17 protein-coding genes are annotated in these 21,306 nt (G+C 66.5%); 10 read left to right on the forward strand and 7 right to left on the reverse strand.

All coding sequences use genetic code 11. The annotated features are described in order from the left end of the window. Positions 1–80: 80 nt before the first annotated feature. The gene (locus GFS60_RS22755; protein WP_159924808.1) at positions 81–554 is read right to left on the reverse strand and encodes a CinA family protein; all 474 of its coding nucleotides are present in this window, start codon (positions 552–554) and stop codon (positions 81–83) included. A 194-nt stretch (positions 555–748) separates the two neighbouring features. Here GFS60_RS22755 and GFS60_RS22760 point away from each other — a divergent pair, with 194 nt between their 5' ends. Both GFS60_RS22760 and GFS60_RS22765 read left to right on the forward strand, forming a co-directional pair. Then, on the forward strand, positions 749–2,326 hold the full coding sequence (locus GFS60_RS22760) for an AMP-binding protein (RefSeq protein ID WP_159924810.1): 1,578 nt from the start codon (positions 749–751) through the stop codon (positions 2,324–2,326). Between the two features lie 111 nt (positions 2,327–2,437). Beyond that, complete coding sequence (locus GFS60_RS22765) at positions 2,438–3,601, forward strand: globin domain-containing protein (RefSeq protein WP_159924812.1); 1,164 nt, start codon at positions 2,438–2,440, stop codon at positions 3,599–3,601. Positions 3,602–3,611: 10 nt separating this feature from the next. Here the strand turns inward: GFS60_RS22765 and GFS60_RS22770 are convergent, their stop codons facing one another. Then, the gene (locus GFS60_RS22770) at positions 3,612–4,364 is read right to left on the reverse strand and encodes an FAD-binding oxidoreductase (RefSeq protein ID WP_159924814.1); all 753 of its coding nucleotides are present in this window, start codon (positions 4,362–4,364) and stop codon (positions 3,612–3,614) included. Positions 4,365–4,430: 66 nt separating this feature from the next. Continuing rightward, on the reverse strand, positions 4,431–5,582 hold the full coding sequence (locus tag GFS60_RS22775; protein ID WP_159927470.1) for a globin domain-containing protein: 1,152 nt from the start codon (positions 5,580–5,582) through the stop codon (positions 4,431–4,433). Between the two features lie 216 nt (positions 5,583–5,798). Between GFS60_RS22775 and GFS60_RS22780 the strand changes: the two genes are divergently transcribed. The 6 genes from GFS60_RS22780 to pyrE all read left to right on the forward strand — a co-directional run bounded on the left by GFS60_RS22780 (position 5,799) and on the right by pyrE (position 12,956). Then, positions 5,799–6,875: an alpha/beta hydrolase gene (locus GFS60_RS22780; RefSeq protein WP_159924816.1), complete on the forward strand. Its 1,077-nt coding sequence runs from the start codon at positions 5,799–5,801 to the stop codon at positions 6,873–6,875. A 149-nt stretch (positions 6,876–7,024) separates the two neighbouring features. Next, positions 7,025–9,577: an ATP-dependent chaperone ClpB gene (gene clpB / locus GFS60_RS22785; protein ID WP_159924818.1), complete on the forward strand. Its 2,553-nt coding sequence runs from the start codon at positions 7,025–7,027 to the stop codon at positions 9,575–9,577. Positions 9,578–9,747: 170 nt separating this feature from the next. Next, positions 9,748–10,629: a DUF5666 domain-containing protein gene (locus tag GFS60_RS22790; protein ID WP_159924820.1), complete on the forward strand. Its 882-nt coding sequence runs from the start codon at positions 9,748–9,750 to the stop codon at positions 10,627–10,629. 95 nt (positions 10,630–10,724) lie between these two features. Further along, a complete protein-coding gene (locus GFS60_RS22795; protein ID WP_159927473.1) occupies positions 10,725–11,507 on the forward strand; it encodes a hypothetical protein in 783 nt (260 codons plus the stop codon). A gap of 67 nt (positions 11,508–11,574) precedes the next feature. Next, on the forward strand, positions 11,575–12,402 hold the full coding sequence (locus GFS60_RS22800; RefSeq protein ID WP_159924822.1) for an SDR family NAD(P)-dependent oxidoreductase: 828 nt from the start codon (positions 11,575–11,577) through the stop codon (positions 12,400–12,402). A 20-nt stretch (positions 12,403–12,422) separates the two neighbouring features. Next, positions 12,423–12,956 (forward strand): orotate phosphoribosyltransferase, encoded by a 534-nt coding sequence (gene pyrE, locus GFS60_RS22805; protein ID WP_109332769.1) that lies wholly within the window; start codon positions 12,423–12,425, stop codon positions 12,954–12,956. 69 nt (positions 12,957–13,025) lie between these two features. Here pyrE and GFS60_RS22810 read toward each other — a convergent pair whose 3' ends face one another. Then, positions 13,026–14,432, reverse strand: a complete 1,407-nt coding sequence (locus GFS60_RS22810; protein WP_442972170.1) for a condensation domain-containing protein — start codon at positions 14,430–14,432, stop codon at positions 13,026–13,028. Beyond that, positions 14,432–14,848: a hypothetical protein gene (locus tag GFS60_RS22815; RefSeq protein ID WP_159924826.1), complete on the reverse strand. Its 417-nt coding sequence runs from the start codon at positions 14,846–14,848 to the stop codon at positions 14,432–14,434. Before GFS60_RS22815 ends, GFS60_RS22810 begins: the two co-directional genes overlap by 1 nt. 396 nt (positions 14,849–15,244) lie before the next feature. Between GFS60_RS22815 and GFS60_RS39230 the strand changes: the two genes are divergently transcribed. Together GFS60_RS39230 and GFS60_RS22820 are read left to right on the forward strand one after the other, a co-directional pair. Beyond that, positions 15,245–16,327, forward strand: coding sequence for an nSTAND1 domain-containing NTPase (locus GFS60_RS39230; protein ID WP_236603256.1), 1,083 nt, complete (start codon positions 15,245–15,247; stop codon positions 16,325–16,327). Then, a complete protein-coding gene (locus GFS60_RS22820; RefSeq protein WP_236603257.1) occupies positions 16,324–19,089 on the forward strand; it encodes a WD40 repeat domain-containing protein in 2,766 nt (921 codons plus the stop codon). Before GFS60_RS39230 ends, GFS60_RS22820 begins: the two co-directional genes overlap by 4 nt. Positions 19,090–19,163: 74 nt before the next feature. Here GFS60_RS22820 and GFS60_RS22825 read toward each other — a convergent pair whose 3' ends face one another. Together GFS60_RS22825 and GFS60_RS22830 are read right to left on the reverse strand one after the other, a co-directional pair. Beyond that, positions 19,164–19,619 (reverse strand): SRPBCC family protein, encoded by a 456-nt coding sequence (locus tag GFS60_RS22825; RefSeq protein ID WP_159924828.1) that lies wholly within the window; start codon positions 19,617–19,619, stop codon positions 19,164–19,166. Further along, entirely contained in the window at positions 19,616–21,160 is a 1,545-nt protein-coding gene (locus tag GFS60_RS22830) for a flavin-containing monooxygenase (RefSeq protein WP_159924830.1), read from the reverse strand. The genes GFS60_RS22825 and GFS60_RS22830 overlap by 4 nt, the downstream gene beginning before the upstream one ends. Positions 21,161–21,306: the final 146 nt, after the last annotated feature.

Consider the following 21,306-nt stretch of genomic DNA (forward strand, 5'->3'; position numbering starts at 1 on the left):
TCCTCCTCACGTGGGTGGTGCCCTTTCGAGCACGGGTACCCGGGGAGGACGGGCTCAATCGCAGCGCGTGCCCGCAGGCGTCAGTCGGACAGTCCGTCGAGAGTCTTCGCGAGTAGCGAGAGCGCATGCTCGGTGGTGGCGTCCACCACGTCCTTCGGGTCGCCGTCGAAGTGCTGCAACTCGGCGCTCACCTCACCGCCTGCGATGACGCCGAACCACACAGTGCCGGGCGGCTGACCGTCCTGCGGGTCCGGTCCACCGGCACCCGTCACCGCAACAGCGACGTCGGCGTCGAGTATCTCGGCGACCGCTGCCACCATGGCGCGGGCACTGGCCTCGCTCACGACGGGACCCTCCGGCACCTTCAGTACCCGATGCTTCACTTCACTGGAGTAGGCGACGATGCTGCCCTTGTACCAATCCGACGACGACGGCGCGGCTCCGAGGACACAGGAAATCTGGCCGCCGGTCAGTGATTCGGCAGTCGCGACGGACACCTGTGCGCGCCCGGCCGCGTCGGCGATACGTTCGGCGGTCGTCTCGTTCGAACCCATGTCTTCACGTTAACGGAACCGCGCCACAGGCTCTCGGGTAAAGGGGAAGCGCTGGCCGACGACGACCCCATCGCATCACTGGAACAGGTTCCAGTTTTGTCGAAATCCGGTTATGGTGTCGGGGACCGGAGGACAACGGACACCAGGTCGCCGGACCAAGCGCCTCGGCGTCGCGGGAACGAAAAGGACGACTGATGACCGACGAGCTCGCACAACTGCATCGCCCCGCCTTCGCGGCCGATCTCCTCATCACCGCGCTGGAACGCAACACCGACAAGCCGGCCCTGTACCTCGGCGACGTCGTGCTCACCGGCGGTGAGATGCGCGATCAGATCAGCTGCTTCGCGCAGGCACTGGCCTCGCTCGGAATCGGCAAGGGCACCAGCACGGCGATGCTGTCCAAGAACCGGCCCGAGGTTCTCATCAGCATGGGCGCCACCATGATCTCCGGTTGCCGCGCGAGTGCCCTCAACCCGATGGGCTCGCTCGACGACCACCTCTACATCGTCGGCGACGCCGAGATCGAAACTCTGATCTTCGACCCGAACGCTTTCGAGGAGCGCGCGGCCCAGCTGAAGGAGCAGTGTTCCTCCATCGAGAACGTGTTGTCGCTGGGGCCGTCCGAGGTCGGTATCGACATCCTGGCGCTCGCCGCCACTTTTACTCCGCAACGCCTGCGCGCGGCAGAGGTGGACGCCGACGACAACAGCAGCATGGTCTACACCGGCGGCACGACGGGCAAGCCCAAGGGCGTCGTCGGGTCCTACCAGTCCGGCGCCACCCTCAATCAGATTCAGATGGCGGAGTGGCAGTGGCCGGAAGAACCGCGCTTCCTCATCTGCACGCCGCTGTCGCATGCCGGCGCCGCCTTCTTCATTCCCACCCTGCTGCGCGGTGGCGCGCTGATCGTGCTGCCCGCGTTCGAGCCCGGTGCCGTGCTGGAGGCAATCGAGAAACACAAGATCTCGGCCACCATGCTCGTGCCTACGATGATCTACCTCCTGATGGATCATCCCGACCTCGCCCGGCGCGACGTGTCGAGCCTGGAGACACTGTTCTACGGCGCCTCGGCGATGTCACCGGCGAGGCTGAAGGAAGGCATCGAGAAGTTCGGGCCGATTTTCTTTCAGTTCTACGGCCAGACCGAATGCGGCATGACCATTGCGGTTCTGCGTAAAGAGGAGCATCTGCCCAACGACCCCAGCAGGCTCGCCACCTGTGGCCGGCCGGTGCCGTGGCTGAAGGTGGCGCTGCTCGACGACGACCTCAACGAAGTTCCGCAAGGTGAACTGGGGGAGATCTGTGTCCGCGGTCCACTCGTCATGAAGGGGTACTGGAAGAAGCCCGACGAGACTGCCGAGGCGTTCCGCGGTGGATGGCTGCACACGGGCGACATCGCGCGCAAGGACAAAGACGGTTTCATGACCATCGTCGACCGCAAGAAGGACATGATCGTGACCGGCGGCTTCAACGTGTTTCCCCGGGAGGTCGAAGACGTGATCTCGGCGCATCCCGCCGTCGGCTCGGTCGCCGTCGTGGGCGTTCCGGACGAGAAGTGGGGCGAAGCAGTCAAGGCCTGTGTCGTGCTGCGCGCCGGGCAGAGTGTCGATGCGGCGGAACTCGTCGAAAGGGTGCGGGCGGCGAAGGGGTCGGTTCATGCGCCCAAGTCGATCGATTTCGTCGAGACGCTTCCGGTGACGGCTCTGGGCAAACTGGACAAGAAGGCGCTGCGGGCGCGCTACTGGGAGACGTCGGACCGGTCGGTCGGTTAGCGGGACCTGGGCATCTATCGAGGGACCTGGTCGGCGGCACAGCCGCCGCACCTATAGTCTGCCCAAGTACTTCGCGGCGTGGCCGCGTTCAGTCGGTGACGAGGATGCGCGGTGGATTCACAGGCAATATCCCTGGTCCGGTCGAGCTTCAAGGCAATTGCAGCAGTACCGGACGGGCCGCAGACGCTGTCGGGGTCGTTCTATGCCCTGTTGTTTGCACGCTATCCGGAGACACGTGACTTCTTCCCTGCGGCGATGGATGTGCAGCGCGACCGATTGATCTCCGCTGTCCAGTACGTGATCGACCGCCTCGAGCAATCCGGGCAGATCCTCACCTATCTGGCGCAACTCGGCCGCGACCACCGCAAGTACGGCGTCCAGGACGCGCACTACGTCGCGGTGGGCAATTCCCTGATCGCCGCGGTGGAACAGTTTCCGTCCACCGAGCCGTGGACCGACGAACTCGAGCAGGCGTGGCGTGACGTGCTCTCCGTCATCGCCGCCACGATGATGGACGCCGCGAACGCCGAGTCGGGGCCGCCGGCGTGGGGTGCCACTGTGATCGAGCATCTACCGGTTCGCAAGGACATCTCGGTGGTCCGGCTCCGACTCGACGAGCCGATGAGCTACAACCCCGGCCAGTACGTGAGCGTGCAGGTGCCTTCAAGGCCCAGGATGTGGCGCTATCTCTCGCCGGCGAACCCGCCCAACGACGAGGGCATCATCGAATTCCACATACGCCGGGTGTCCGGCGGCTGGGTCAGTCCGGCCATCGTCACCCAGACACAGGTGGGTGAGCGGTGGGTGGTCGGATCACCGCTCGGCGACCTCGGAGTCCGGTTCGAGAACGGCCGCGACGTCCTGATGATCGGTTCGGGTACCGGCATCGCCCCGCTGCGCGCCCAGATACTCGACATGGCGCGGCGTCCCCAGAACCTTCGGGTACATCTGTTCTTCGCAGGCCGCTATCCCTGCGACCTGTACGACCTGGGCACGCTGTGGGCTCTCGCCGAACAGAATCCGTGGCTCACCGTCGTGCCCGTCACCGAAGAAGACGAGGACCCCTGGTGGTACACCGGTCCCAGCAGCGCGACGCTGCCCGGCATGCACCGCAGGCTCACCGGCAAGGTCGGCCAGGTCGTCGCCGACTTCGGGACGTGGTCCGAGCGCGACATCCAGCTGGTCGGTTCCGAGGCGATGATCAATACCACCAGGTTCCGGCTGCAGGCGGCGGGAACTCCGCCGGAGAACATCCGACACGATCCGTCGTACTGATTCCGTCCGGTCAGTACGGGTCGTACTGGATGTTCTCGGCCGGTGTTCCGGTATCTCGGAGGCGGTCCAGGGTGGCGCGCACCATGGCTGCCGACCCGCACACCAGTACCTGATGGTCGGTGAAGGCCCCGTAGGACGTCACGACGTCGGGCAGGGTGCCCTCGATGAGGTCGTCGTCGGAGAACCCGACGTCCACCCTCGTCCGCTCGTGCCATTCGTCCGCCCAGTCCGGATTCGTGATGCTCTCCACCACCGGGACCACGGTGAGCCAGGGAAGGTTCTGCAACAGCAGATAGAGCATGTCGGACGCGTAGAGGTCCCGTGGCGTCCGGTCGCCGACGAACAGGAAGACCCGCGGCGGATTCGGGTTCCGCGCGAGGTCCAGCAGGATGGACCGGAACGGGGCCAACCCCGTGCCTCCGGCGATCATGATCACGTCCGGCCCGTCCTCGTCGACCGACATCGTTCCGCGAGGTTCGAGTATCTGCCACTGGTCACCGGGTTCGGTGTCCGACACGATGTCGCCGCTCACCCAGCCGCCGGGCACGGTCCGCACATGAAACTCCAGCTTGCCGTCCAGTGACGGGGGCAGCGCCGGCGACAGCCTGCGCAGCAACCGCGGGTTCTGGGGGACGCTGACGTCGACGTACTGACCCGGCCGGAACGGGACGTACTCGCCGACGAGGCGGATCACCGCAAGATCTTGTCGCAGGCGGTGATGTTCGACGACGGTGCTGATCCAGGTGGTCTGCGTGGCGTGCATGTGTGTGCTGTTCTCCCGACGTGGAACCGGACTTCGGATGGCTGGCGAATCGGCGGGCCGAGGGCGCTAGACGAGGGGATCGTGCCGGATCAGTTCCGGTGGTGTGCCGCCGCCCTGCAGCGCATACACGGTGGTCTTGATCATTGCGGGCGAACCGGAGATCTGGATCTGCCGGTCGGCCCACGACCCGAACCGGGCGACCACCTGCCCGAGTCGCCCCTGTAGTCGTCGATGCAGGCCCGGTGGCTCGTCGGGAACGGGTACGGCATGCCACCACGGGTTCTCGTTTTCCTCGGAGACGGGCACCACGGTGAGCCACGGGTTGCTGAGCGACAGCTGCCAGAGCGTCTCGATGTCGTAGAGGTCGCAGGGATACTTGCCGCCCACGAACAGGTGCACGCGCGGATTCTGGGCCTTCATGGCCATGTCCATCACCTGCGCGCGCAGGGGAGCGATACCGGTCCCCGAACCGATCATGAGTACGTCGCGGCCGCCGGCGCGATCGACCTCGAGCCCGCCGAGGGGCGAGCTCAGCAGCCAACGGTCACCCACCTGCGTCTCGTTCACGATGGCCGGACTGACCCAGCCGCCCGACACCCGCCGCACGTGGAACTCGATCTGCCCGTACGGGTTGGTGGGAATGGCCGCGGACAGGTACCGCCACAGGCGAGGGCGTTGCGGAATCTGGACGCTGAGGTACTGGCCGGCCGCGTAGGGAATCGGGGAGTCGGCTTCGAGCCGGACCACCGCAAGGTCGTCGAGGAGGCGTTCGTGGCCGACGACGGTGGCTCCCCACGCTGCGGGGAGGTCGTCGTTGTCGGCGGCGTCGGCCATCGTGTGGAGCAGCAACTCGATCAGTTCCGACCAGGCGGTAGTGAGGGAAGGGGTCCAGATCGCCCGGGTGAACGAATCCTGGACAGCGACGAGTAAGGCTCTCGCCGACGCCGAGTAGTGCCGGCCTTCGACGCCGTACTTGCGGTGATCGCGGCCCAGCTGGGCGAGGAATCCGAGGACGCGGTCCTGGTCCTCGAGATTGTCGATGACGAATTCGAGCGCCTGGAACAGTCGGTGCTTCTGCTGATCGAGCGCCGCCGGGAAGAGTGACCGGAACTCGGGATGCTCGGCGAAGAGCGTGGAGTAGAAGGTGGTGGCGAGGCGAGTGCGCCCCTGCTCGGTGGAGAGGATCGACGAAAAGCTTGCGCGCAGACGCGAAATCACGAGCGGATCGAGGCAATCTCGTGTCAAGCCGTCCCCTGTGTCGTGCGTGTCGATACGAACCACTGCATTCTAGCCGTCGGTCGCCGGGACCCCGGGTTACGGCGAACGTCACTTCCGGCGAACTGCAGGCCGATTCGGCGGGTCGCGCGTGGGCGTTCGCGACCGACAAGGCACGATATGCATCCGGTACCGGTCGGGAGGAAATCAGGGGGGGCCATGCGGGCTGACGGTGCAAGACTGGGCGGTCCACGGCGGCGCGGCGGTGCCGTCAGGCGGCCGTCGACGGTGGCCGCGGGCGCACTGGCCGTGGTGCTTGCGGCCCTGACGGGCCTGCCGACAGCAGCGGCGGAGCCTCGCGGAGTCACCGAGACGATCACGGCCGACCAGGCCGCGGACGGATCGCGGCTGGTCGAGGTAAGGTCGGTGGGGGATGCGCAGGCCGACTTCATCGTCCACTCTGCCGCGATGGACAAGAACATCACCGTTCGCGTGTTTCCGGCCGCGTCGGCGCAGCGTCCCACCGTCTACCTACTCGGGGGCGTGGAGGGCAACTCCGAGAAGAACGGGTGGGAACCCCGGGCGGACGTCGGGCGGTTCTTCGCTGACAAGGACGTCAATGTGGTCATTCCGTTCGGCGGCGAGTCCAGCTACTACGCCGACTGGAAGCGGGACGACCCGAAGCTGGGCAGGAACAAGTGGCAGACCTTCCTCACCGAGGAACTGCCGCCCATCGTCGATTCCGCCCTCGATGCCAGCGGAAGCAATGCGATCGCGGGGCTGTCGATGTCCGCGACCAGCGTGCTCAATCTCGCGATCGCGCGGCCGGGACTGTATCGAAGCGTCGGCGCCTACAGCGGCTGCGCGATGACCAGCAATCCCGTGGCCCGCCGATACGTCGAGATCACCGTCGCTGATTTCGGCGGCAACCCCGAGAACATGTGGGGTCCGGCCGACGACCCGCTGTGGATCGCCAACGATCCGTTCGTCAACGCCGAACGACTCCGGGGAACCACCCTCTATCTCTCCAACGGGACCGGGTTCCCCGGAAAACACGACACGTTGGAGTCCCGCACGGTCGGCGGCGACCGCGGCACCCTCGCCACCCAGGTGGTGGTCGGCGGAGTCATCGAGGCCGTCACCAACGACTGCACCGTTCGGCTGGCCGAGAAGCTCAACACCCTCGGCATACCCGTCACGGTCGACCTCCGGCCGGCCGGCACCCATTCCTGGGAGTATTGGAAAGAGGACCTCTACACCTCGTGGCCGATGATGGCAGCTGCGATCGGCGCCTGAAAGTGGGCACGATGGTGGAGGAACTCCAAAAAATTCCAAAGTTGAGCGGAACAGACTCAACCTTTCGTGCGTTAAGAAGAGTGACAGCGTCGCCAGGTCCCTCCCGGCTCCGGCGACGGACCGCTCTACTTCGCCAGAAGAGGTGACCAGTGGACTCGTTCAATCCGACCACCAAGACCCAGGCCGCGATGACCGCTGCGCTCCAGTCGGCGTCGTCGGCCGGTAACCCCGATATCAGGCCCGCGCATCTACTCGTGGCCCTGCTCGATCAGACCGACGGCATCGCCGCACCGCTGCTCAAAGCGGTCGGGGTCGATCCCACCGCGGTCCATCGCGAAGCTCAGACCTTGGTCGACCGGCTGCCCAAGACATCCGGGGCCACCACCACACCGCAGTTGGGGCGCGAAGCCCTCGGCGCCATCACCGCTGCGCAACATCTCGCCACCGAACTCGACGACGAGTACGTGTCCACGGAGCACCTCATGGTGGGGCTCGCGTCCGGCGACTCGGACGTGTCGCATCTCCTCGGACGGCACGGTGCCACCCCGGAGGCCCTGCGCGACGCGTTCACCACCGTCCGTGGCAGTGCTCGCGTCACCAGCCCCGACCCCGAGGGGACCTACCAGGCGCTCGAGAAGTACTCGACCGACCTCACGGCCGCGGCACGGGCGGGCAAGCTCGACCCCGTGATCGGGCGCGACAACGAAATCCGCCGAGTAGTCCAGGTATTGAGCCGCCGGACCAAGAACAACCCGGTGCTGATCGGCGAGCCGGGTGTCGGTAAGACCGCCATCGTCGAAGGGCTGGCTCAGCGCATCGTCGCGGGCGACGTTCCCGAATCGCTGCGCGGCAAGTCCGTCATCTCCCTCGACCTCGGTTCGATGGTGGCGGGCGCCAAGTACCGCGGCGAGTTCGAAGAACGGCTCAAGGCGGTTCTCGACGACATCAAGAACTCGGCCGGCCAGGTCATCACGTTCATCGACGAGTTGCACACCATCGTCGGCGCCGGTGCCACCGGTGAATCGGCGATGGACGCCGGAAACATGATCAAGCCGATGCTGGCCCGCGGTGAACTTCGGCTCGTCGGCGCCACCACGCTCGACGAGTACCGCAAGCACATCGAGAAGGACGCGGCCCTCGAACGGCGTTTCCAGCAGGTCCTCGTCGGCGAACCCTCCGTCGAGGACACCGTCGGCATCCTGCGTGGACTCAAGGAACGGTACGAAGTGCACCACGGTGTGCGCATCACCGACTCCGCGCTGGTCGCCGCCGCCGCCCTCAGCGACCGCTACATCACCTCCCGGTTCCTCCCCGACAAGGCCATCGACCTCGTCGACGAGGCGGCGTCGCGGCTGCGGATGGAAATCGACTCCCGTCCCGAGGAGATCGACACCGTCGAACGGATCGTCCGCCGCCTCGAGATCGAGGAGATGGCGCTGCAGAAGGAGTCCGACGAGGCGTCGAAGGAACGGCTCGACAAGCTGCGCCAGGAACTTGCGGACGAGCAGGAGAAGCTCAACCAGCTCACCACCCGGTGGCAGAACGAGAAGCAGGCCATCGACTCCGTCCGCGAGGTCAAGGAGCAGCTCGAGAACCTGCGCGGAGAAGAAGAGCGCGCCGAACGCGACGGCGACCTCGGCCGCGCAGCCGAACTGCGGTACGGCAAGATTCCGCAGCTCGAGAAGGAACTCGAGCAGGCGGCCCGTGAGTCCGGCGCCGCCGGTGACGGCGACGTCATGCTCAAGGAAGAGGTGGGTCCCGACGACGTGGCCGACGTGGTGGCAGCGTGGACCGGTATTCCCGCCGGCCGCATGATGGAAGGCGAAACCGCCAAACTGCTGCGCATGGAAACCGAACTGGGCAAACGTGTCGTCGGCCAGACGGAGGCTGTGCAAGCGGTGTCCGACGCCGTCCGGCGGGCCCGGGCCGGGGTGGCCGACCCCAACCGGCCCACCGGTTCGTTCCTGTTCCTCGGCCCCACCGGTGTCGGTAAGACCGAGCTCGCGAAGTCGCTGGCCGACTTCCTGTTCGACGACGAGCGCGCCATGGTGCGCATCGACATGTCGGAGTACAGCGAGAAGCACTCGGTGGCCCGCCTCGTCGGCGCCCCGCCCGGATATGTGGGGTACGAGTCGGGCGGCCAGCTCACCGAGGCCGTGCGCCGACGCCCGTACACGGTCGTGCTGTTCGACGAGGTGGAGAAGGCCCATCCCGACGTCTTCGACATCCTGCTCCAGGTACTCGACGACGGCCGGCTCACCGATGGGCAGGGGCGCACCGTCGACTTCCGCAACACCATCCTGATCCTCACCTCCAACCTGGGGTCGGGCGGAACCAAGGAACAGGTGATGGATGCGGTGCGGCACGCGTTCAAGCCGGAGTTCATCAACCGTCTCGACGACGTCGTGATCTTCGACGCCCTGTCGGAGGAACAGCTCGAAGCGATCGTCGACATCCAGCTCGACCAGCTGTCCCACCGCCTCGAGGCGCGGCGGCTGTCCCTGGACGTCTCCGACTCCGCGAGGTTCTGGTTGGCGGTGCGCGGGTACGACCCCATGTACGGAGCCCGGCCGCTGCGGCGCCTCATCCAGCAGGCCATCGGTGACCAGTTGGCGAAGAAGCTCCTCGCCGGTGAGGTCAAAGACGGTGACACCGTGCCGGTGAAGGTATCCGAGAACGGTGATTCGCTGGTCCTCGGCTGACCCGTCCGTGAGTGGCAAGGTGCGTCCGGCGCCTTGCCACTCACGCCTGTTTTCACAGGGCCGTCTTAAGTTGCGCTACTACCCTGAACCCCCGAACGGGCCGCGCTGCGCGTGAAGGCCGCACGAGCATGTTCGACCGGCAACCACACCCCGAGGGAGGGGCCCCGACCATGACGAACCCCGACGATCCGCGTACTCCTCAGGAACGCGCATACGACGACTCGGCGACATCGGGATCCGACGGCACGGAGTCGTGGTCGCGAGACGAGCAGCGGACGGAGTACCTGGGCAGCACCCCCGAGCAGCCCACGCAACAGTTCTATACGTCCGACCCCACCGCGGCGTACGGGCAGAATCAGCCGAACCCCACGCAGGCGCTCCCGCCGTACGACCCCAGGTTCGCCTCGGGGGCGCCGCCGCCCAACGCCACGCAGGCCTATCCGCCGTACGACGCGCAGCAGTACTACGGCGGCTATCCCACCGGGCAATATCCCCATGCCCAGTACCCGAACCCCCAGTACCCGCCTAGGCCGCCGGGCGAGGAACCTGACGACAAGAAGCCGCGCCGCGTCGCCACGTGGATCGCCGGCGCTGCAGCCGCCTTGCTGCTGATCGCCGTTATCGGTTTCGGCATCGCGCTCTTCACGTCGGCGCCGAACAACTCCTCGTCGTCGACGGTGGCGGGACCGACCACGTCACGCCCGCCTGCCACCACCGCACCGCCGAGGACCAGCACGCCCCCGTCCACGACATCCGAGTCGCCGCTCGACCAACTCCCCGGCGGGATCGGCGAGGCCATCGGAGAGGCGGGTGCTGCGTTCGGAACGATCAGCGCCAACGACGGCACGACGCTGACCCTCGACGCCATCGGCGGATCACAGGTGACGGTGCAGACCAACCCCCAGACCAACGTGATCGCCCTGGACGGGGCCACCGTCGCCGATCTGAAGCCCGGATTCACCGTCATGGTTCAGGGCACCAAGATCGAGAACGGCTCGATGATGGCGGAGACGATCATCAGCACAGAGCTGCCCCGGCTCGGCGGCAACTGACCATCGTGTCCTCGGCGCCGTCCGACACGGGGTGTCCCGGTACCGCATGGTCCGATTGCGCCGTCGACTCGCTAGGCTGATCACCGATGACGGGAATGTGGTTCGTACTGGCGTTGATCGCACTCGCAGGCGCGTGTGCGTTGCTCTATTTCGATCGCTCGCGGCGCGATCAGACCGGCCGTGTGCGGCAGATCTGGGCGAAGGCTCAGGGCTACACCTACGAGAGCGTTGAAGAACGGTTGCCGGCCAAATTCCACCGCGCCGCTATGGCCAAGCAGGAGTACCTCAGCGCCCTCGATGTCGTGCGGGGCGAACGTCGGGGTGAGTCGTTCATCCTGTTCGACTTGGAGGAAACCGCGACCATCGTCGCGGTGCACCGCAAAGTGGGCTCCGATGTCGACATCGACCTCCGGCTCAAGTCGACGCCGCCGCCCAAGGATGCGGACCTCGAGTTGCTGGGGGCCATTGGGCCGCGCGTGGTTTTCGCCACCGACCTCGAGATCGCGCGCCGCGTCTGCGATCAGCGGATGGTCGCCTTCACCGAGTCGGTTCCGCCGCACGTGAACATGCTGTGGAGCGAGGGGGAGTGGACCCTCGGTTCGCTGCCCATCAACAGCACCGGGCGCGAATGGGATTCGGCGATCGAGGCGGTGGCCCGGCTGTCCGGTCTGCTGCACGTCCTCCCGCCGGTCATCGAGCCACGCGAACTCGACCGTCAACCTCACGACCCGAGCCGGCCGCGACTGCGCGAAGGGCGCCCAGCCGAGGGACGCCCAGCCGCGGGACGCCCAGCCGAAGGGCGCCCAGCCGAAGGGCGTGCCTCGGCGCCGCACCCGCCGGCCGGTGGTCGTCCTCCCCAGGGCCGCCCCCGCCCGTGAGGGGTTGACGAGTCCAGGGACTCGTTAACCGCGCACAGGCGTGCCGCGCCTTGCTACCGTCACCGGTATGTCGACGCCTTCGAGTTCCGCCGACCTCCCGTCCGCTTCCGACGACGCCCCCACGCGACCGGTCGCCCTCGTCACCGGCCCCACCTCCGGGCTGGGCGCGGGGTTCGCCCGTAAGTTCGCCTCGCTGGGTTACGACCTGGTGCTGGTCGCCCGTGACGAAGGGCGGATGCGCGAGCTCGCCACCGAGACCAAGGCAAGGTTCGACACGGAGTGCGAGATCCTTCCCGCCGATCTGGCGACGACCGCGGGTCGCTTGGAAGTGGCCGGGCGTCTGAACCAGGGCGTTGACGTACTGGTCAACAACGCGGGCTTCGGCACCTCCGGTGAGTTCTGGACCGCCGACCCCGGGCTGCTGCAAGCTCAGCTCGACGTCAACGTCACTGCCGTCATGCAGCTCACCCGGGCGGCGCTGCCGGCGATGATCGCGTCGGCCAACGGCACTGTCATCAACGTGGCCAGTGTGGCCGGGCTTCTCTCCGGCCGCGGCTCCACCTACTCGGCAAGCAAGGCGTATGTCATCTCGTTCTCCGAGGGATTGTCGGGAGGTCTGGCGGGGACAGGTGTCCGCGTGCAGGCGTTGTGCCCGGGATTCATTCGCACCGAGTTCCACGAACGCGCCGGAATCGAAATGACTTCCATCCCGAAGGTCATGTGGCTCAGCGTCGAGCAAGTGGTGGCGGCCTCCCTTGCGGATCTCGAGAAGGGGAAGGTCGTCAGCGTCCCGGGCGCCCAGTACAAGGTGCTTACTTCGGTCGGACGGCTGGTCCCGAAGAGCGTTGTGCGTCGCCTCACCAACGTGGTCGGCCGGGGCCGTGGCCGCACGTAGCGGTGGGTAGGGTTTCTGTCATGAGTGATCGCGAGGATTTGGCCGCGCTGGTGCGGAAGCTGGCTGTAGTGCACGGCAAGGTGACGTTGTCCTCGGGCAAGGAAGCCGACTACTACGTGGACCTGCGCCGCGCGACGCTGCATCACGAGGCCGGCCCGCTGATCGGGAAATTGCTTCGTGAGCTGGTGTCGGATTGGGACTTCGACGCGGTGGGTGGACTCACGATGGGAGCCGACCCGGTGGCGATGGCCGTCATGCACGCGGCGGGCAGGCCGATCGACGCGTTCGTCGTCCGTAAGGCAGCCAAGGCGCACGGGATGCAGCGCCAGATCGAGGGACCGGACGTGGTCGGCAAACGGGTTCTCGTTGTCGAGGACACGACCACCACCGGCAATTCCCCCCTGACCGCGGTGAAGGCGCTCCGTGACGTGGGCGCCACCGTGGTCGGTGTTGCCACCGTCGTCGACCGCGCCACCGGAGCCGACGACGTGATCGCGGCCGAGGGGCTGGAGTACCGGTCGCTGCTCGGCCTCGCAGATCTCGGACTGAACTGACTCAGGGCAGCGACGGGAAGATGGGTGATCACCCCGTCGCTGCCACTTAGGGGAGCGGGTCGGTGCGTATTACGAATACGCGGGGACCGGTGTCGTGATGTCGTTGCGGACGACCTCGGTGAACACCGATTCCAGTTGATCGAGGAACCGGGAGATCGTGGAATGCGCCGTTGCCGTGTCGGGATATCGCGAACGTAACGAAAGCCCCTCTCCGGTCCGCGACACCCAGAATTGGGCGTCATCGCACACCGTCACATTGCTGATGTGGTGTGCGTTCATCGCCCGAAGCTGTTCGGGGCAGGCGACTTTGCGGTAGTCGATATACGAGACCATGAACAGGTCGGTTCGGGTTCGCCGGTATCCGTCACCCACTCCACGACGCACCTGTTCCATGGACAGCCCCTTCAGCGAGAGTGCGGTGCGGAACGACGCGTGAGTGCCGGTCAGCGTCGACTCGAACGACCCGTGCGCTGACACCGGCACCACGATCGGGGCAGTGGCGGTGAGCCACCCGATGGAGTCCTTCCACCGGCGATTGTGGCGGGTGTGCAGGGGAAACTGCAGTGGCAGGTGGAGCGGGCCGCCTTCGCGCTGCAACGCGGTACCGATAGCGCTCAGCACACCAGTGAACATGGTGCCTCTTGCTCGTAGGCAGTTCTCTTCCAACCGTGCGGTGCCGGGACCGTCGAGAACTAACCGGACATCGGACGCCTGCCGCGCCGGTCTTCCCTCCTCGACGCCGAGGTCCAAGGGGAATGTGGGAGCTGTCCCACCGCAGCGCTCGTAGAACCGCGACCACGCCCGGATTCTCGGGTCGCTGTCATCGACGGCCGTATCCATGGCTTCCGTTTCGCAGTACGACATGAAACTTCCCGGGTCGTCCAGCACCCTTCCGATCTGCGTGTCGTCCGTCGCCGGTGCCGACGTGATCAGGTCGTAGATCTGCCGTAGTTCGCGCAACGCGATCACGAGGGACAGCCCGTCCACGATGGTGTGGTCGAACGCCGCGATGACGGTGCTCGATGTGGGCCTTTGCACGATGGCGAAAAGATAGGCGGGAAACGTCAGGGGGTCGCACTCCGCGGTGAAGCGGGTGCGTAGGTGTGCGCGGAGCGACACGGGGTCGTCGAACCGGACGGGATCCGATTCTTTCAGCGCAACGGCATCCGGTGGCACCATGAGGCGCTCGATGCGTGTGGGATGGACGTCGAAGCCCGTCCACAGTGCGTCGTGCCTACGGATGAATATCTCGAATGTGCGCCGTACAGCGCTGTGGTCGAGTGTGCCCGGCAGATCCAGGCTGCCCGCCATCCACACGCTGCGACCGAATCCGTGTGCCCGGGCGGTGTCGAGGTGGAAACGCTGGTTGTAGCTGGGCGGAATATTCGACTTCAGTGAAGCCGCAGTTGGTCGCAGGGTCCATTCTGTGAGCGTGCCGGGTTCGATGTCGTAGCGATCGATCGAAGTCACGTGCATCAGCGTTCTCCGCTGTCCGGGCGCAGGCTCGTGAGGGCGCGTTCGATGCAGCCGTAGGCGGCGACGGTGATGATGGCCAGCGGGCCCGCGGCGACCGCGGCCAGCCTCTGCCCTACGGCGTTGACGAAAACGATGACGTTCTGCAACGACAGTTCGTCGGTCGTCTTTCCCACGAGCGCTCCCATCCCGCATTCCCGAATCGTCCGCACGATGATCGACCCGGCCGCCGACGGCGCAGCGGTTGCGGCGTCGGCAGGATTTGCGACCCCGATCACGCCGGCGGAAATGGTCGTGTCCGAGGTGAGGGCCGCCGTGGTTGTGCTGGTCTGGGGTGTCGTTTCCACTGCACCGGCCGAGCCGGTGCTTGCGGCCATTGCGATCAGTGCAGCGGCGAGGATGACGAAGAATTGCCTCATATCTGGATATGCCCTTTCGCGCGGAGAATGGAGTGCTGGGCATTATTCGAAAAATGCCGAGTGTGATGAGAATTCCGATGTGTGCCCGTTGATTCTTTGGCCATTGATCGGTGAACGGAACCAGCTTTGTCCGAAGAGCTGGTCTTGGCTCACGCCGAAACGGACACCGAAGTCATCGGTACTGGTAGCAGGGCATAAAATTCCATCCGGACCGGATCCGGCCCGGTGGCGGCGAGATCGTGGCGGAGTGGTAGTTCTATGATCTCGGTCTCAATTACTTGGATCGCCGGTCCCGAATCTGCGATAACAATTGCGCACCTTTGTGTCCGCGGGTGTGCGGGAATTCGAACTCGGAGCGCTGATGGAATATCCCGGTGACACCACGATCACCCCCGAGTGCTTTTCGCTGAACGATTCGCGCTGCTCTACGAATTGGCCGGTCGCCCCGTTCTGAAACGGCTCGCCGATCGCGCGAACTCCACGATTCCCGTCACCGAGTCGAGACGGGCCGTGTTCGTGTCCGCGCAACGCCTCTCCGACTGGCGTACCGGTCGCAATGTGCCAGCCCGGTTCGATGGTCTGGTCCCGACCCTGCGGGTCCTGATCGGTGCGGCCCGGACCCGACATCCCGACCCCCGTTCGGACGGGCTCTACTCGATCCGGCAGTGGCAGGTGCTCTGGGAGCGTGCGCAGCGCAGCGAACCGGCGCGCGGTGACGCGGCTCGCGACTGCCCCGCGGGGGCCACCGACAGGGGGCCCGGAACCGCCGAATGCCCGTACCGCGGGCTGAGAGCCTTCGGTGTCGAGGACAGCCGGTACTTCTTCGGGAGGCAACGGACGACCTCGGCTCTCCTCGCCGCGGTGCTCGACAACGATGACGACGTCGCGCTGACAGTTCTGGTGGGGGCGTCCGGTTCGGGGAAGACGTCGTTGCTGCACGCCGGGCTCGTCCCGGCGCTGGAACGGGGCCGTTCCGTCGTGACCCTCACTCCGGGCCGCGACCCCGTCGGCACACTCGAGCGCTCCTTCGACGAGGAGCGGGAGACGCCGTGCGTTCTGATCGTCGACCAGTTCGAGGAACTCTTCACACAGTGCCGGGACGAGGATGTCCGGCGTCGCTTCGTCGGTGTGCTCGTGCAGACCGCGCGAAGCCGCGCGTATTCCGAAACGCCGGTCGACGCGGTGGTGGTGGCCGTGCGCGCCGATTTCTACGAGCGGTGTGTGGACTACCCCGATCTGGCGGCCCGTCTCCAACAGGGCCAGATGGTTCTCGGACCCATGACGCGTGACGAGGTTCGGACGGCCGTCAGCGGTCCTGCCGCCCTGGTGGGTGTTCCGCTCGAGCCCGGCCTCGTCGACATCATCGTGCGCGACCTCGGCGACGGAAGCGGCGCGGTATACAGCTCGGGTGCCCTGCCCTGCTCGGGCACGCCCTCCTGGCAACGTGGGAGGCGCGGGCAGGTGATTCCCTCACCGTGAGGGCCTACGAGTCCGTGGGCGGGGTACGCGGTGCGGTCGCGCGTACCGCCGAGGCGGTCTGGGAAGCGCTGACCCCCGCGGAACAGGTGGCGGCGAGGCAGATACTGATGCGGCTCGTCGCCGTCGGCGATGACGGTCCGGATACTCGGCGCACCCTGAGCCCCCCGCAAGTCCTCGAGGGATGCTCGAATACCAGTGCCGGGACCAGCGCGATGAATGCCTTGACCGCTGCGCGGCTGGTGACCCGTGACGCGTCGGGGGTCGAACTCGCACACGACGCGGTGTTCGAGGCGTGGCCACGGCTTGCCATGTGGCTGAGCGAGGATCGGGCGGTCGCCGTCCTGCATCAGCGGATCGACAAGGACGCCCTGGAGTGGGAGAGGCATGACCGTGACGGTTCGCTGCTCTACCGGGGCGTGCGGTTGGATGCGGCGCTGCGGTGGGAAGCGGACAGTCGCACAGGCCGTATGGGTGCGTCGACACGTTCTTTCCTGGCGGCGGGAAGGCGACACGACCGTCTCGCCCGGTTGCGACGCCGAGGAGCTGTCACCGCGCTTGCAGTGCTGACCGTCCTCACCACGATCGCGGCACTCACGGCGCACGCGCAGCGAGTGTCTGCCGACGAGGAGCGCACGACGGCACAGTTCGCGGAAATTCTCGCGCAGGCCGCGCGCACGCAGAACCCCGATCCGTCCATGTCGGCCCGGCTTTCGTTGCTCGCGACCCAGCTGCGGCCTCAGGACGACACCGCAAGGTCGATGCTGCTCGCGTCACAGAATGCCCCGCTCGCCGATCGGCTCGGAAGCCACGACGGTGCAGTCTATTCCGTGGCTGTCGGACCCGGCGGAGTAGTCGCGTCCGCCAGTTACGACCGAACGATCCGATTGTGGAACCCGGCGGCCACCGGGACCCGCGGCTCGTTCACGGCGTCCCTCACCGGGCACACGAGCTGGGTCACCAGCGTGGCCTTCAGTCCCGACGGGCGAATGCTCGCCAGCGGCAGTGGTGACAGCACAGTCCGGCTGTGGGACATCCGCGATCCCGCCCGTCCCACCGAACTGGGGCAGCCGCTCGTCGGGCACTCCGGAGCCGTGTACATGGTGGCGTTCAGCCCCGACGGGCGCACCCTTGCCAGCGCCGGTGACGACGGCACGACCCGGCTGTGGAACATCGAAAATCCGAGCGCCGTCAGGGATCGTGCAGCACCGCTCAGCGGTCACACGGCAGCTGTCCGCACAGTGGCTTTCAGCGCCGACGGGCTAACGCTCGCCACGGGAAGCGACGATCACACGGCGATGCTCTGGGATCTGAGCGATCCGGCGCACCCCGTCGCCTCCGGCCGGGTGGTCGGGCATGCCGACACCGTGCATTCGGTCGCTTTCAGCCCGGACGGGCGACTTCTCGTGACGGGCAGCGACGATCACAGCGTTCGGCTGTGGCGGCTCGACCGCCCGGGTCCGCCAGTCGCCACCCGAGAACCCCTGATCGGGCACAACGCCGCGGTCTGGTCGGTGTCCTTCGGTCCGGACGGTTCGTCGCTCGTCTCCGCCAGCTGGGACGGAACCGCCCGGGTCTGGTCGCTGATCGACCCGGACCGGCCGACGTTGCTCGGAAAGCCCCTTGCCGGAAGCAGCGGCGGCCTCACGACTGCGGTGTTCACCCGAGACGGCAAGGCGGTCGTTACCGGGGGTCAGGACGGGACGGTGCGAAAGTGGGCGCTACCGACCGCAGTCGTCGCCGGACACACCTTGCGGGTCACGACCCCCGTGCTCGACGAGTCCGGAACCGTCGCCGTCACGGCGTCCCGGGACGGGACTATTGCCTTGTGGCGGATGGGAGATGGTCATCCGCCGGTGCTCACTGCACGGTTTCTGTCGGGGGGCGGTGTGGGAGTCGAGAACGTCGCATTGTCGGCGGATGGTTCGGTGCTCGCGACCGCGGGCGTGGGCAGCAGGGAGGTGCAGCTGTGGAACATCGCCGACGGCATGGCCGTTCCGGCCGGACCACCCCTCGAGATCGCCGCGCGCTACACCCACGAGTTGGCTTTCAGTCCGGACGGGGCGTTGCTCGCCACCGCTGCCGACGACCAGTCGCTCACCCTCTGGAGCCTCGCGGACAGGGCGCGTCCCGTCCAGGTGGGAAGTGCGCTTTCCGGCGCCGCCGGATGGATCAACGCCGTTGCCTTCAGCCCCGACGGACGTTTCCTCGCGGCGGGCAGTAGCGACAAGACGGTGCGGTTGTGGGACGTGTCCCGTCCCGAGAGGCCCGGTGCTGTCCGGACTTTGAGCGGTCACCACGGTGCGGTCAACGCCATCGACTTCAGTCCTGACGGGCGCACCCTCGCCAGCGGCAGCGACGATCAGACAATTCGCGTGTGGCCCCTCACCGCGGAGAACGGCGACAAACCAGGCGAAGCCGCGGTGCTGTCCGGTCACACGAGCACCGTCCGCTCGGTCGCGTTCAGCCCCGACGGCCGGACCCTTGCCTCGGGGAGCGACGACCAGTCCGTGCGCATCTGGGACGTGTTACACCTGCGCGCGCTGGGCGGTTCACTGGTACCGGATGGAACGGTCCGGTGGCGAGTTGCGTTCGGTGCCCGGTCGGACGTGCTGATGGCGACGGGGGAAGCCGGAGCCGTTCGAATACTCGACCTCGACCCGCACACTGCCGAGGCCAGGGTGTGCGCGAACACGCCCGATCCCTCGACAGTCGAATCGTGGCAGCAGCTTGCTCACGGCCCAGTGGCAGCGCCCTGTGGCTGACACCAGGGCACAGATCAGTCGGCGTCCGCGGCCGTGACGGCCTTCGTTCTCGGGTGAGGATGCCCGCCACCCGGTCAGGACGAGCGCTGCGCCGCCTGTTCCACCTGACGCCGCAGGGTGGCGTCGGTGTGTCGAATTGCCTGCGCCACAAACGGTTCGACGATACGCGCCAGCGCCTTCCCGGCAAGTCCGCCGGGAAGCTCGTAGTGGAAGTCGACGGTCAGTCGGGTCGCTTCTTCGCTGACGGCCTCGAATCGCCACTGCGAGTGGGTTGTGAGGCCGTCGATCGAATCGAGCTGGATCAGTGCGTTCTCTTCCCACGCCGTGATCTCGACGACCGAGCCCAGCGTCTTGGGGCCGACCCGCATCGCCGCGTTGTAGACGGCACCGAGTCCGCGGACGGGTTCGCCGACGGGATCGAACTGGGTGATCCCGAAAAGCCACGACGGCACGTGCGTGTAGTCGTCGAGATACGCGAAACAGGCGGCGAGCGGCGCTTGGGCTACGGCGGTGTGATGAATCTCGATCATGACGACTTTCCTGTGGAATGGGCGGACGACGAGTGCCGGTAAGGCCGGACGGCGTAGTTCTCGAGGTCGAATCGGGCGAGGCGGCGTCGCAGTGATCCGGTGGACCACGGCCAGGCCGCGAAGTTCTTGCCGTCGGCGTCGAGGTAGTAGCTACTGCATCCGCCGTTGTTGAAGACCGTGGGGGCCAGGCCCTTCTGGACGGCGTCGTTGAATGCGCGGAACGGTTCCTCGCGGACCTCGAGTACTTCGATGCCCTGCTGTTCGGCCTTGGTCAAGCCGTCGATGACATAGTCGAGCTGGGTCTCGGCCAACCCCAGAAACGAGTTGTACACCAAGATGTTCGGGCCGAGCATGATGTAGGCGTTCGGTGCACCCGGAGTGGTGGTGGCCAGATAGGCCTCGGGACTCTTCGCCCACTTCTCCGACAGAAGGCGTCCGTCGCGTCCGCGAATGCGGCTCGCGATGGGTGGGTGGCTCACATCGAATCCGGTACCGAAGATGATGACGTCAACCTCGCGTCGGGTGCCGTCGGCGGCCACCACCGACTGCCCGTCGACCGCGACGAGCGCGTGGGGGATCAGCTCGACGCCCGGCTTCGTCAGTGCAGGCAGATAGGTGTTGGACAACAGGAGTCGCTTGCACCCCAAGGTGAAGTCCGGGGTGAGCGACGCTCGGAGTTCGGGGTCGGGCACCTGTGCCGCGAGCCAGCGGGTACCGATGGGGTTGAGTAGGCGTGCGGTCCGTTCGCGCCGCATCGCCAGGGTGAGGGTCCGCAGCACCACGTCCAGGAGGTGCCGAAATGCGTTCTGTACGGCGGGAACTCGACCGAACACCCATTGCGCCATGCGCGGGAACGGAAAGTCGAGACGTGGGACGACCCACGCGGGAGTGCGCTGGAAGACGTATAGCTGCGCCACGTCCGGTTGGATCTCCGGAATGAACTGCACGGCGGACGCGCCCGTTCCCACCACCGCCACCCTCTTGCCGGTGAGATCGACATCGTGATTCCAGCGCGCCGAGTGAAAGATCTCGCCGGCGAAGCCGTCGATTCCGGGGAGCTCGGGTGTCTTCGGTTCGGTGATCGGTCCTGCCGCGAAAATGACGTGCTGGGCGACCATCGTGCCCTGGGTGGTGTCGAGGACCCACCGTCGGCGGTCTTCGGACCACGCTGCCTCGATCAGCTCGGTGTGCATCGAGATCTTGGATCGGACGCCGAACTTGTCGACCGTTTCCTCGATATACGACAGCAGTTCCGGCTGTAGTGCAAAGTTGCTCCGCCATTGCGGGTTGGGATTGAAGGAGAACGAGTACACCGGTGCGGGTATGTCGACACCGCAGCCGGGGTAGGTGTTCTCCCGCCACACGCCGCCGACGCGTGCTGATTTCTCGAGCACGAGGTAGTCCGTAATTCCGGCCTTTTCCAGCTTGACCGCTGCGGCGACGCCGGACAGACCGGCGCCGACTACGACGACCGACAGATGTCGTTCGTCCTCCGAGGCCTGGGAGGCGATGCCGGCCTGCTGCGGGGCACTCACTGTCATGTCCTCTTCCTGGGCCGAGGTGGAACGGTCACCGGTAATTAACTGAGACTCGATGTCACAGTAAAAGGAAGAAGGCACAATGGCAAGTGGCGCTCCGCGCCCGTGCGCCTTTCTGGTAGCGGTGGCAACCAGAAAGGCGCACGGAG

This window comes from Rhodococcus sp. WAY2 (assembly GCF_009859915.1).
Taxonomy (GTDB): Bacteria; Actinomycetota; Actinomycetes; order Mycobacteriales; family Mycobacteriaceae; genus Rhodococcus_F; species Rhodococcus_F oxybenzonivorans.